Source organism: Enterobacter sp. 200527-13 (assembly GCF_027924865.1).
Classification (GTDB): domain Bacteria; phylum Pseudomonadota; class Gammaproteobacteria; order Enterobacterales; family Enterobacteriaceae; genus Enterobacter; species Enterobacter ludwigii.
Genome location: NZ_BSCM01000001.1, coordinates 687555 through 701022, shown reverse-complemented (window position 1 = coordinate 701022; position 13468 = coordinate 687555). Strand labels below are relative to the sequence as shown.

At 56.0% G+C, this 13468-nt stretch carries 9 protein-coding genes; 6 read left to right on the top strand and 3 right to left on the bottom strand.

Features of this window, described 5'->3' with window-relative positions; all coding sequences use genetic code 11:
• The first annotated feature begins 2 nt into the window (after positions 1-2).
• The 3 genes from QMG44_RS03290 to QMG44_RS03280 all read left to right on the top strand — a co-directional run bounded on the left by QMG44_RS03290 (position 3) and on the right by QMG44_RS03280 (position 4818).
• Complete coding sequence (locus tag QMG44_RS03290; protein WP_020884896.1) at positions 3-2435, top strand: formate C-acetyltransferase/glycerol dehydratase family glycyl radical enzyme; 2433 nt, start codon at positions 3-5, stop codon at positions 2433-2435.
• 161 nt (positions 2436-2596) lie between these two features.
• A complete protein-coding gene (locus QMG44_RS03285) occupies positions 2597-3412 on the top strand; it encodes a Cof-type HAD-IIB family hydrolase (protein ID WP_281852993.1) in 816 nt (271 codons plus the stop codon).
• Between the two features lie 149 nt (positions 3413-3561).
• Complete coding sequence (locus QMG44_RS03280; RefSeq protein ID WP_014169275.1) at positions 3562-4818, top strand: DUF1479 domain-containing protein; 1257 nt, start codon at positions 3562-3564, stop codon at positions 4816-4818.
• Here the strand turns inward: QMG44_RS03280 and QMG44_RS03275 are convergent.
• A complete protein-coding gene (locus QMG44_RS03275) occupies positions 4815-5888 on the bottom strand; it encodes a LacI family DNA-binding transcriptional regulator (protein WP_047366374.1) in 1074 nt (357 codons plus the stop codon). The genes QMG44_RS03280 and QMG44_RS03275 overlap by 4 nt on opposite strands.
• A 287-nt stretch (positions 5889-6175) precedes the next feature.
• On the opposite strand from QMG44_RS03275, the gene QMG44_RS03270 reads away from it, so the two are divergent.
• Both QMG44_RS03270 and QMG44_RS03265 read left to right on the top strand, forming a co-directional pair.
• A complete protein-coding gene (locus QMG44_RS03270; RefSeq protein WP_086532759.1) occupies positions 6176-7480 on the top strand; it encodes an MFS transporter in 1305 nt (434 codons plus the stop codon).
• A gap of 14 nt (positions 7481-7494) precedes the next feature.
• Positions 7495-9858, top strand: a complete 2364-nt coding sequence (locus QMG44_RS03265) for a TIM-barrel domain-containing protein (protein WP_123266843.1) — start codon at positions 7495-7497, stop codon at positions 9856-9858.
• Positions 9859-9934: 76 nt separating this feature from the next.
• On the opposite strand, the gene QMG44_RS03260 is transcribed toward QMG44_RS03265, so the two are convergent.
• On the bottom strand, positions 9935-11530 hold the full coding sequence (locus tag QMG44_RS03260; RefSeq protein ID WP_014169271.1) for an ABC-F family ATPase: 1596 nt from the start codon (positions 11528-11530) through the stop codon (positions 9935-9937).
• A gap of 221 nt (positions 11531-11751) precedes the next feature.
• Between QMG44_RS03260 and ldtB the strand changes: the two genes are divergently transcribed.
• Positions 11752-12672 carry a L,D-transpeptidase gene (gene ldtB, locus QMG44_RS03255; RefSeq protein WP_025204618.1) on the top strand — a complete coding sequence of 307 codons (921 nt, stop codon included), beginning with the start codon at positions 11752-11754 and terminating at the stop codon, positions 12670-12672.
• Between the two features lie 69 nt (positions 12673-12741).
• On the opposite strand, the gene QMG44_RS03250 is transcribed toward ldtB, so the two are convergent.
• Complete coding sequence (locus tag QMG44_RS03250; protein ID WP_014169269.1) at positions 12742-13458, bottom strand: GntR family transcriptional regulator; 717 nt, start codon at positions 13456-13458, stop codon at positions 12742-12744.
• Positions 13459-13468: the final 10 nt, after the last annotated feature.

The window sequence follows — 13468 nt, the reverse complement described above, 5'->3', positions numbered from 1 at the left end:
TTATGACGACCCTGAATCTCAGCACCCTTAGCGAGCGCATAAAAGCACACAAAACGGCCCTCGTGCATATCGTGAAGCCGCCGGTCTGTACCGAGCGCGCCCTGCATTACACCGAGATGTACCAACAGCATATGGACAAGCCGATCCCGGTGCGTCGCGCGCTGGCGCTGGCGCATCACCTCGCGCAGCGCACCATCTGGATAAAACACGATGAGCTGATCATCGGTAACCAGGCCAGTGAAGTCCGCGCCGCGCCAATTTTCCCGGAATACACCGTCTCGTGGATTGAAAAAGAGATTGACGATCTGGCGGACCGTCCGGGCGCAGGCTTTGCGGTGAGCGAAGAAAACAAGCGCGTATTGCATGAGATCTGCCCATGGTGGCGCGGCCAGACGGTGCAGGATCGCTGCTACGGCATGTTCACCGACGAGCAAAAAGGGCTGCTGGAAACCGGCATTATCAAAGCGGAAGGCAACATGACCTCCGGCGACGCACACCTGGCTGTTAACTTCCCGCTGCTGCTGGAGAAAGGCCTTGATGGTCTGCGCGACAAAGTGGCCGAGCGTCGTTCGCGTATCAACCTGACGGTGCTCGACGATCTTCACGGGGAACAGTTCCTGAAAGCGATCGATATTGTGCTGGAAGCGGTCAGCCTGCACATCGAACGTTTCGCCGCGCTGGCGCGTGAAATGGCGGCAACCGAATCCCGTGAAAGCCGTCGCGACGAGCTGCTGGCGATGGCAGAAAACTGTGATGTAATCGCCCATCAGCCGCCAACAACCTTCTGGCAGGCGCTGCAGCTGTGCTACTTCATTCAGCTGATTCTGCAGATTGAGTCCAACGGCCACTCCGTCTCGTTTGCCCGCATGGACCAGTACCTCTATCCGTACTACCGCCGCGACGTGGAGCTGAACCAGAGCCTCGACCGCGAACATGCTATCGAGCTGCTGCACAGCTGCTGGCTGAAGCTGCTGGAAGTGAACAAAATCCGCTCCGGTTCGCACTCCAAAGCTTCAGCGGGTAGCCCGCTGTATCAGAACGTCACCATCGGTGGACAGACGCTGATCAACGGTGAGCCTATGGACGCGGTCAACCCGCTCAGCTACGCGATTCTGGAATCCTGCGGTCGCCTGCGCTCCACGCAGCCAAACCTGAGCGTGCGTTATCATGCGGGCATGAGCAATGACTTCCTCGACGCCTGCGTGCAGGTGATCCGCTGCGGCTTTGGTATGCCCGCGTTCAACAACGATGAGATTGTCATTCCGGAATTTATCAAGCTCGGCGTCGAAAAAGAGGATGCCTATGACTATGCCGCGATTGGCTGCATCGAAACCGCAGTGGGTGGCAAATGGGGTTATCGCTGCACCGGCATGAGCTTTATCAACTTCGCCCGCGTGATGCTGGCAGCGCTGGAAGGCGGCCGCGATGCCACCAGCGGTAAGGTATTCCTGCCACAGGAGAAAGCACTCTCTGCCGGTAACTTCGATAACTTCGAAGAGGTGATGGCGGCGTGGGATACCCAGATCCGTTACTACACCCGCAAATCTATCGAGATTGAGTATGTGGTGGACACGATGCTGGAAGAGAACGTCCCCGATATTCTCTGCTCAGCGCTGGTAGATGACTGTATAGAACGCGCGAAAAGCATCAAACAAGGCGGCGCGAAGTATGACTGGGTGTCAGGCCTGCAGGTGGGTATTGCTAACCTGGGCAACAGCCTGGCCGCGGTGAAAAAACTGGTCTTCGAACAGGGTACGATAGGTCAGCAACAGCTGGCCGCCGCTCTGGCCGATGATTTCGACGGGCTGACCCACGAGCAGCTGCGTCAGCGGCTGATCAACGGCGCGCCAAAATACGGTAACGATGACGACAGCGTGGATATGCTGCTGACCCGTGCCTACGAAACCTATATCGCCGAGCTGAAGCAGTACCATAACCCGCGCTATGGCCGTGGTCCGCTTGGCGGGAACTACTATGCCGGCACGTCATCTATCTCCGCGAACGTGCCGTTTGGCGCGGCAACGATGGCAACCCCGGATGGACGTAAGGCGCATACTCCGCTGGCAGAAGGAGCCAGCCCGGCCTCCGGTACTGACCACCTCGGCCCGACGGCGGTAATTGGCTCTGTCGGCAAACTGCCAACCGAAGCGATCCTCGGCGGGGTACTGTTAAACCAGAAGCTCAATCCGTCGACGCTGGAAAATGACAGTGACCGTCAGAAACTGATGGTGCTTCTGCGTACCTTCTTTGAAGTGCACAAAGGCTGGCATATTCAGTACAACATCGTTTCGCGTGAAACGCTGCTGGAGGCGAAGAAACACCCGGACCAGTATCGCGACCTGGTGGTGCGCGTCGCAGGGTACTCCGCGTTCTTTACCGCCCTGTCGCCGGATGCGCAGGACGATATTATTGCGCGTACCGAACACACGCTTTAACTCTCTTCAGACTTATGCCCTCTCCCATCAAGGAGAGGGAACCTGTCTTTAAGCGGCAATTTCGGTTGCCGCTTTGCTTTGACTTTCGAATGAAATTAAATTTGTGCTCTCCGTCACCTTGTTATTAGAATGTTTCAAACGCAGTGACTCAGGAGCACAGTATGACCGTAAAAGTTATCGTCACCGATATGGACGGAACTTTCCTTGATGATGCCAAGCAGTACGACCGCGACCGCTTTCAGGCACAGTTTGAGCAGCTTAAATCCCGTAATATTGAATTTGTTGTCGCCAGCGGCAACCAGTATTACCAGCTCATCTCCTTCTTCCCGGAACTGAAAGATCAGATCTCCTTCGTGGCGGAAAATGGCGCGCTGGTGTTCGATCACGGTGAGCAGATTTTTCACGGTGAACTGACCCGCCATGAGTCGCAAATTGTCATTGGCGAGTTGCTGAAAGACAACGCGCTCAACTTTGTGGCCTGTGGGCTGGAGAGCGCCTACGTCAGCGAACGGGCGCCGGACGCGTTTGTGGCGCTCATGTCAAAGCACTACCACCGCTTAAAACGCATCCGTGATTACCGCGAAATTGACGACGTGCTGTTCAAATTCTCCCTGAATCTGCCGGACAGCGATATCCCGAATCTTGTCGACAAACTGCACGTCTCCCTCGACGGGATTATGAAACCCGTCACCAGCGGTTTTGGGTTTGTCGATTTAATTATCCCGGGCCTGCACAAAGCCAACGGCATTAGCCGTCTGCTGAAGCGCTGGAAAATCTCCCCAAAGGCGTGCGTGGCCATCGGCGACAGCGGCAACGATGCGGAAATGCTGAAGCTGGTGAAATACAATTTTGCCATGGGCAACGCGGCGCAGAGCATTAAAACGATCTGCCGCTACAGCACGGATGACAACAACCACCAGGGCGCACTGAATGTGATTCAGGCCGTGCTTGACGACCACTCCCCGTTCGACGCGTAATCTCTCTCTTGCCGGAGCACTGCTCCGGCACCTCACTCTTTTTCCATCCTGTGGCACACGTCAAACATTTAAACTTGCATTAACTAATTTTTAACTTAAAGTATCACTTGTAGATATTTTTACTTTCGAATGAAAGATGCGAGGCAGTTATGACGTTTACCAGTGAAAGTTTGCCTGCGGACCATAAAGCAGCGATTCGTCAGTTGAAGCGTGAACTACGTGCGCAGATCGGAGACGTTCAGGCGGTATTCGACACGCTCAGCGATAAAATCGCGACCCGCGTGGCGGAAATTAATGCCCTGAAGAACAAAGGTGAAACCGTCTGGCCGGTTATCCCGTTTGCGGATGTGAAAAACGGGACAATCACCCAGGCACAGCGTGACGCGGTCAAACGCCGTGGCTGCGCGGTGATTAAAGGTCACTTCCCCCGCGAGCAGGCGCTGGCGTGGGATCAATCGATGCTCGACTACCTCGATCTCAACCGGTTTGATGAGGTCTATAAAGGTCCGGGCGATAACTTCTTTGGTACCTTAACCGCCTCACGTCCGGAAATTTACCCTATCTACTGGTCGCAGGCGCAAATGCAGGCCCGCCAGAGTGAAGAGATGGCGCAGGTACAGTCGTTCCTGAACCGTTTATGGACATTCGAGAGTAATGGCAAACAGTGGTTCGATCCGGACGTCAGCGTCATTTATCCGGACCGTATTCGTCGTCGCCCACCGGGTACCACCTCTAAAGGGTTGGGCGCGCATACCGATTCCGGCGCGCTGGAGCGCTGGCTGCTGCCGGCCTATCAGCAGGTCTTTGCCCGCGTTTTTGACGGCAACGTGGATAAATACGATCCGTGGAACGCCGCACACCGTACCGAAGTGGAAGAGTACACCGTGGATAACACCACAAAATGTTCTGTATTCCGCACCTTCCAGGGCTGGACGGCGCTGTCAGATATGATCCCGGGTCAGGGGTTGCTGCATGTGGTGCCTATTCCGGAAGCGATGGCCTACATTCTGCTGCGTCCGCTGCTGGATGATGTCCCGGAAGATGAACTCTGCGGCGTCGCGCCGGGACGCGTCCTGCCGGTCTCCGAGAAATGGCATCCGCTGCTAATCGAAGCGCTGAGCAGCATCCCTGCACTGGAAGCAGGCGATTCCGTGTGGTGGCACTGCGATGTGATCCACTCCGTGGCGCCGGTGGAAAATCAGCAAGGCTGGGGCAACGTGATGTATATCCCTGCCGCCCCGATGTGCGAGAAAAATCTCGCCTATGCGAAAAAAGTGAAAGCAGCGCTGGAAACCGGTGCATCGCCGGGCGATTTCCCACGCGAAGATTATGAAAAAAACTGGCAGGACCGCTTTACCGTGAACGATCTGAATATTCACGGCAAGCGTGCACTGGGCATGGCTTAACTGTCGTATAACCCTTCCCGCTCCACGGCGGTGCGTCGTTTCCCCTGACGTATCCGCCGGACAGATCCCCGCACGGCCAGCGTGCCGTTAAGCAATAATGTTCCCACCGGCGCATCCGGGCGCATCAGCCGTTGCTGAAGCATATGCACCGCTTCGGTTCCCAGTTCATCGCGCGGTACGTGCACCGCCGTGAGCGGAACATCCTGAATGGCCGCCAGATTAAACCCGTCAATGCTCATCACCGAGATATCCTGCGGCACGCGCAAGCCCTGTTTTTGCAGCGCACTGATGGTGCCCGCCGCCATAAAATCGCCGCCGACCAAAAATGCGGTGGGCAGATCCTTACCCTGCATTTGACGGAGCCAGGAGGTGACCAGCTCTTCCGTTTCACGCGCGCTGAAGCTCGGAGCCACCAGCAGATCGCGTTTATCGTTGAATTTCAGGTTGTGAGATTGCCACGCATCGCGGATCCCGGCCAGACGCAGTTCCATGGTGTAACGCCGCAGGCAGAGGACATTCATCACCTCACGGTGTCCCATTTCAAACAGATAGTCCGCGGCCCGCTCACCTATCGCGCGGTGGTCCGGTGCCACTGCAGGCAGGCGCATATGCCGGTCGCGGCAGTTAATCAGCATGCAGGGTTTACCCACATCCACCGCCAGATCGTGGATATGCGGATCGTCGATACCGAGAAGAATAGCGGCCTGTGTCTCCGGCTCGTTCATCCGTGCCAGAAAAAGCTGTGCGTCGCTGTCATTTTCTTCCAGCGCGCAATAACGCAGACGGACATCGTGGGAAGCAAGGCCTTTACTCACGCTCTGAATCACGCGGTAGTAAAAGATGTCGGACCGCTCGTCAAAGGCGCGCTGTGGCGCAAAAACTACCAGGCTGTTGAGCAGTAGACGCCCCGCCGCCAGACCGTCCATCACCCCCAGCTCCCGCGCACAAGCCAGTACTCTGGCGCGCGCTTTTTCACTGGTGTTCGCTTTTCCTGCCAGCACCCGCGACACGGTGCTGATGGAGAGCTGTGTGCGGGCGGCAATTTCGGTGATTTTTAGCCTTTTGTCCATTTTGTGATCTGGCTCCATTTGCGAAATGAAAAAATTTTCATAGCGTACTCATCAGGCAGTAACTGGCATGAAAAGCATCATGCCAGATGATTTATGTCATTGATGAGAAATTTTGCACAAAATCCACTATTGCCCGCTCATTTTCTCCCTTAAGGTGAATTTGTCACACCACTTCCATACTAGTTGTATAGCAACTTCGAAATTAAAACGGATAGAAATCAAAGCCATAAAAATCTGTGTGACACCTGAACCTCCGTCCCCTTACCGTCCGTCTTGTGGAGAGTAAAATGAGTCAGGACATCAATAACACCGTTGCGACAAGCAAAACCCGTCGCGTCATTAAGAACCTGCGCTGGTATGTGCTGGTGCTGTTCTTACTGGGCGTCACCGTTAACTACATCACCCGAAACTCGCTGGGTATTCTCGCCCCTGAGTTGAAAGAGAGCCTTGGGATCACCACCGAGCAATACTCCTGGATCGTCGGGGCATTTCAGATTGCCTACACCATTTTCCAGCCTCTGTGCGGCTGGTTGATCGACGTGATTGGTCTGAAGATTGGCTTTATGGTTTGCGCCGGGATCTGGGCGCTGATGTGTATTTTCCACGCCGGGGCGGGCAGCTGGCTGCACCTGGCTATTCTGCGCTTCTTTATGGGTGCTTCTGAAGCGGCCGCCACGCCGGCGAATGCGAAAACCATTGGCGAGTGGTTCCCGAAATCGGAACGTCCTGTCGCGGCCGGTTGGGCGGGCGTAGGGTTCTCCATTGGCGCGATGCTGGCACCGCCCATCATCTATTTCGCGCACGCCTCGTTTGGCTGGCAGGGCGCATTTATGTTTACCGGCGTGCTGGCGCTGCTGTGGGTGATCCTCTGGTGGGCTTTTTACCACAACCCGGAACAGCATCCGAACCTGAGCAAGGACGAACTGGCGTTTATCAAGCAGGATAACGAACCGCCTGCGGTAAAACTGCCCTTCCTCACCGCGCTGAAAAATGTCTCCAAAAATAAGCGCTTCTACGGTATCGCCCTTCCGGCGTTTATGGCCGAACCGGCCTGGGCCGTGCTGAGCTTCTGGGTTCCGCTTTATCTCGCCAAAGAGCACGGCATGGATTTGAAGCAGATTGCGATGTTTGCCTGGCTGCCGTTCCTTGCCGCGGACCTCGGCAGCGTGGCAAGCGGCTACCTCACCCGTCTGTATGCCCGACTGTTCGGCTGCAGCCGTGTGAACTCGGTGGTGGCCAGCTCCGTCACCGGCGCATTCCTGATGATCTCCCTGGCCGTCGTGGCCATTACCCGCGACCCGTATATCACCATCGTGCTGATTTCCATCGGCGGTTTCGGGCATCAGATCATCTCCTGCATGCTCAGCGCCCTGGTCGTGGAGTCATTTGATAAAGGTCAGATGGCAACCGTTAACGGCATGCGCGGCTCGGCGGCCTGGATCGCCAGCTTCCTGTTCTCCCTGTTAATTGGGGTGACCGCCGACAAAATCGGCTTTAACCCGCTCTTTATTGCCATGGGGTTCTTTGACCTGATTGGCGCTGTTTTCCTGGTGGCATTTATTGCTGAACGTCGCGCCAAGCGCGCCTGCTAGTGGATGTATTGCGTATGAAAACCCTGAAAAACTGGACCGTTGATAAGCAGTCGGCAAATCATCTGGAACTGCTGGTCGATAACCAGCATCGTCTGTGCCTGTATGTGCTGGAAGAAAATCTGTTCCGCGTGCTGATTAAACGCAAAGGTGAGCTGACGCTGGATCGCACCTGGAGCATCGCCCCGCAGCAAGATGTGCCGTGGGAAGGTCGCCGCCGCGACGACCTGAGTGGTTTCACCTGCCCCGCCTGGACGCTAACGCAGCAGGACGACGTGCTGACGGTTGCCACCGAACAGCTGCGTGTGACCGTGCATCAGCCGCTGTGGCTGGAGTGGCACTACCGCAATGAGGCAGGTGAGTGGCAGCCGCTGGTCAACGACCGTCCAACCAGTGCCTATCTGCTGAATGCCCATGGCGACGGTGCGGCGCACTACCTGAGCCGCCGCAAGGATGAACGCTTCTACGGTCTGGGTGAGAAAGCCGGCGATCTGCAGCGTAACGGTAAACGCTACGAGATGCGCAACCTCGACGCAATGGGCTACAACGCGGCCAGCACCGATCCTCTGTACAAACATATTCCGTTCACCCTCACCCGTCGCGATGACGTGAGCTACGGTCTCTTCTACGACAACCTGAGCAGCTGCTGGCTGGATCTGGGCAATGAGATTGACAACTATCACACCGCCTATCGTCGCTGGCAGGCGGAAGCGGGCGATATCGATTACTACCTGTTCACGGGAAAACGGGCGCTGGACGTGACCAAAGCCTTCGTGCGTCTGACCGGGAAAACGCTCTTCGGGCCGAAATGGAGCCTGGGTTACAGCGGTTCGACCATGCATTACACCGACGCGCCGGATGCGCAGAACCAGCTGATGAACTTTATTCGTCTGTGCGAAGAACATGCTATTCCCTGCGACTCGTTCCAGCTCTCTTCGGGCTATACCTCGATCAACGGCAAGCGCTACGTCTTTAACTGGAACCACGACAAGGTGCCGCAGCCGAAGGTGATGACCCAGGCTTTCCACGACGCGGGGTTAAAGCTGGCGGCCAACATCAAGCCATGCCTGCTGCAGGATCACCCGCGCTATAACGAAGTTGCGGAAAACGGGTTGTTCATCCGCGATTCAGAAACCGACGCGCCAGAACGCTCCAGCTTCTGGGATGACGAAGGTTCTCACCTCGATTTTACCAATCCACAGACGGTGAAATGGTGGCAGGAAGGGGTAACCACGCAGCTGCTTGAGATGGGGATCGACTCCACCTGGAACGACAACAACGAATATGAAGTGTGGGATGGCGAAGCCCGCTGCCACGGCTTTGGCAAGGAAATCGCGATCAAGCACATTCGCCCGGTGATGCCGCTGCTGATGATGCGTGCCTCGCTGGAAGCGCAGCAGCGTTTTGCCCCGGAAAAACGTCCGTATCTCATTTCCCGCTCCGGCTGCGCGGGCATGCAGCGTTACGTCCAGACCTGGAGCGGCGATAACCGTACCTGCTGGGACACCCTGCGTTATAACACCCGCATGGGTCTGGGAATGAGCCTGTCCGGGCTGTTTAATGTGGGGCATGATGTCGGTGGTTTTTCCGGCGACAAACCCGACGCGGAACTGTTTGTACGCTGGGTGCAAAACGGCGTGATGCATCCGCGCTTTACCATTCACTCATGGAATGATGACCACACCGTTAACGAGCCGTGGATGTATCCGGGCGTGACGCCGGCTATTCGTGGTGCCATTGAATTACGCTATCGTCTGCTGCCGTACCTTTATACCCTGCTCTGGCAGGCGCATGCTGACGACGAACCGATGCTACGCCCGACCTTCCTCGACCACGAACACGATGCGCAGACGTTTGAGGAGAACGATGATTTCCTGCTGGGTCGCGACCTGCTGGTGGCAAGCGTGGTGGAGGCCGGGCAGCGCGAGCGACGCGTCTGGCTGCCGGATAACGAAACGGGCTGGTACGATTTTTACACCCATGAGTGGTTCGCTGGCGGGCAGTGGATCGTACGTGATGCGCCGCTGGAGAAATTACCGCTGCTGGTACGTGCCGGTGCGGGTCTGCCGCTCAGCGAACGCATTACGCATGTCAGCGCGGAAAAAGACACTACCCGTGAGCTGAAACTGTTCCCGGTGAAAGGCGTCGGTTCAACCGCGGGCCTGCTGTTTGAAGACGATGGTGAAAGCTGGGGCTATCAGAACGGCAATGCGCTGTGGGTGGAATGGGACATGGCATGCGACGGTGCCACCATCAACCTGAAGGTCAGTGCGCGGGGAGATTATCGTCCGGCGTGGAAAGCGCTGAAGATATCGTTACCGGCCGGGGAAAAACGCACGCTGCTGGTGAATGGTATTGAAGGGAGTGAATGGGTGGTCTAGTTCGGCCTGATGCCCGCTCCCACCGGGAGAGGACATCAAACACAGGCCCGGTAGGCGTAGCGCCACCGGGCTTTTTTTAACTCTCGATACCTTTACTGCGCAGGTAATCTTCGTAGTTACCGGTGAAGTCCACCACGCGCTCAGGCGTAATTTCGATCACGCGGGTCGCCAGCGAGCTGACGAATTCACGGTCGTGAGAGACGAAGATCAGGGTCCCCTGATACATCTCCAGCGCCATGTTCAGCGATTCGATAGATTCCATATCCAGGTGGTTAGTCGGTTCATCCATCACCAGGATATTGGGTTTTTCCATCATCAGCTTACCGAACAGCATGCGCCCTTTTTCACCACCGGAAAGTACTTTAGCAGGCTTCTTGATGTCGTCCTGGCTGAACAGCAGACGACCCAGAATGCTGCGCACCGCCTGCTCGTCATCGCCTTCTTGCTTCCACTGGCTCATCCAGTCGAAGACGGTCAGGTCGTTTTCGAACTCGTATTCATGGTCCTGTGCGTAGTAACCAATCTGCGCGTTTTCAGACCACTTCACGGTACCGTTATCTGGCTGCAGTTCGCCGACCAGGGTTTTCAGCAGGGTGGATTTACCCACGCCGTTGGCACCCAGAATGGCGATCTTCTCGCCCACTTCCAGCAGCAGGTTAAAGTTTTTAAACAGCGGACCGTTTTCAAAACCTTTAGCCAGGGCTTCCACTTCCAGCGCATTACGGAACAGTTTCTTGTCCTGCTCGAAGCGGATGAAGGGGTTCTGACGGCTGGACGCTTTCACTTCATCAAGCTTGATCTTGTCAATCTGACGCGCACGAGAGGTCGCCTGGCGAGATTTAGAGGCGTTCGCGCTGAAGCGGCTGACGAAAGACTGCAGATCAGCAATCTGGGCTTTCTTCTTGGCGTTATCCGCCAGCAGACGTTCACGCGCCTGCGTGGCTGCCGTCATGTACTCATCGTAGTTGCCCGGATAAACGCGCAGCTCGCCGTAGTCCAGGTCCGCCATGTGTGTACACACCATGTTCAGGAAGTGACGGTCGTGCGAGATGATGATCATGGTGCTGTCGCGATCGTTCAGCGTCTGCTCCAGCCAGCGGATGGTGTCGATGTCCAGGTTGTTCGTCGGTTCGTCGAGCAGCAGGATATCCGGGTTGGAGAACAGCGCCTGCGCCAGCAGAACACGCAGTTTCCAGCCTGGCGCGACTTCGCTCATCGGGCCGTAATGTTGTTCTACCGGAATACCCACACCCAGCAGCAGTTCGCCCGCACGCGCTTCCGCAGAGTAGCCATCCATTTCGCCGTACAGCACTTCGAGATCGGCCACTTTGTAGCCATCTTCTTCGCTCATCTCCGCCAGCGCGTAGATGCGATCGCGCTCCTGCTTCACTTCCCACAGCTCCGCGTGTCCCATGATAACGGTGTCAAGGACGGTGAACTCTTCAAAGGCGAACTGATCCTGACGCAGCTTACCGATGCGCTCGTTTGGATCGAGCGAAACGTTGCCCAGCGTCGGCTCTAAATCACCGCCGAGGATTTTCATAAAAGTAGATTTACCGCTACCGTTGGCGCCAATCAGGCCGTAACGGTTGCCGCCGCCAAATTTGACGGAAATGTTTTCGAACAGCGGCTTACTGCCAAACTGCATAGTGACGTTGCTGGTAACTAACACGGGGAGATTCCTGCGAAAAGTGTGATAAACACGGCATTATGCCACAATTCCGAATTGAGATCCCGCGTTGCGGCAATCCGCTAAACTTTAACAAAATCGAAAAAAATGTGATTTCGTACACATCTGAATTCCCTGTTAGCGGGAATGCACATATAATGCGCTCCCATCAAGATTCAGACTTATCAACTCATCGCCGGAATGGCTTAGATACCTCGCACAACATGAACATGAAATTAACAACGCTTTTTGCGGCGGCGTTAGCCGTAGTAGGTTTTTGCAAAACCGCTTCTGCGGTGACTTATCCGCTGCCGACAGACGGTAGCCGTCTGGTTGGTCAAAACCAGGTGGTCACGGTGCCTGAAGGTAACGCTCAGCCACTGGAATATTTCGCGGCGCAGTACCAGTTGGGCCTGTCTAACATGCTGGAAGCGAATCCGGGTGTTGACCCGTATCTGCCTAAAGCCGGTACCGTGCTGAACATTCCTCAGCAGCTGATCCTGCCGGATACCGTCCATGAAGGTATCGTCATCAACAGCGCGGAAATGCGTCTGTATTACTACCCGAAAGGCACCAACACGGTTATCGTGCTGCCAATCGGTATCGGCCAGTTGGGTAAAGACACCCCAATGAACTGGACGACCAAAGTTGAGCGTAAGAAAGCAGGCCCAACCTGGACGCCAACCGCCAAAATGCACGCAGAGTACATCGCTGCGGGTGAACCCCTGCCAGCCGTTGTACCGGCAGGCCCGGATAACCCAATGGGTCTGTACGCGCTGTACATTGGCCGTCTGTACGCGATTCACGGGACCAACGCCAACTTCGGTATCGGCCTGCGCGTAAGCCACGGCTGCGTACGTCTGCGTAACGAAGACATCAAATTCCTGTTCGAAAACGTGCCGGTCGGTACCCGCGTCCAGTTCATCAACGAACCGGTTAAAGCGACGTCTGAGCCGGATGGCAGCCGTTACATTGAAGTACACAACCCGCTGTCCACCAGCGAAGACCAGATCAACAACAACGAAATCGTTCCGGTTACGCTGAACAGCGCGGTGCAGTCCGTGACCTCTCAGCCGGATGTAGAGACAGCGATTGTTGACCAGGCCGTTCAGAACCGTTCTGGTATGCCAGTGCGTCTGAACTGACCCTCTGCCCGGTGGCGCTTTGCTGACCGGGTCTGAGAATAAAAAAGCGGGCTCTGATGCCCGCTTTTTTTATCCGTTATTGACGATAACTATCCCGCCGTGGTCGTAACGGTAGTGACAGTGGGCATACTCAAGCGGTGTGCCATCCTCCAGATAGATAACCTGCTCCACCTCAAGCACCGGATCGGTCTGCTCGCAGATAAGGTGTTGCATATCCAGCGCGTTCGGTTTTAGCGCCCGCACCACCCGGTACGACCCCATGATTTTCAGCCCCAGCGTCTCCTGCACGTAGCGGAACACGGAGCCTTCAAGATGGCTTTTATTCAGACCGGGCACCAGATTAAGCGGCATTACGGTGGAGTCCAGCGACATCGGCTCACCGTTGAGCAGACGCAGCCGAACAAAGTCATAGACAGGCGCATCGGCGTTAATCATCAGCGAGGCCTGCTCCTTCTCGTTTGGAAAACGCAGCTCGAAATGGACCACGACGCTGGAAACGGTGCCCAGATGCTCCCAGGTTTTTGTTGCACCGAAGTAGTCGCTGCCGGAAAGATCCCACTGCGAGAGTTGCAGGAAATTTTTGCGGATAAACGTCCCCTGCCCCTGACGGGTATAGATCAGCCCTTCCACAATTAACTGGCGTATGGCCTGCTGTATGGTCATCCGGCTGGTGCTGAACTCCGCCGCCAGGGCAAACTGGTCCGGGAGCGGTTCGTTGGCGGCGTATTGCTGGCTAATAATGCGTTTCTTAATTTCCCGCGCTATGGTGATGTACTTCGCCGCCATCGTCCTTCCT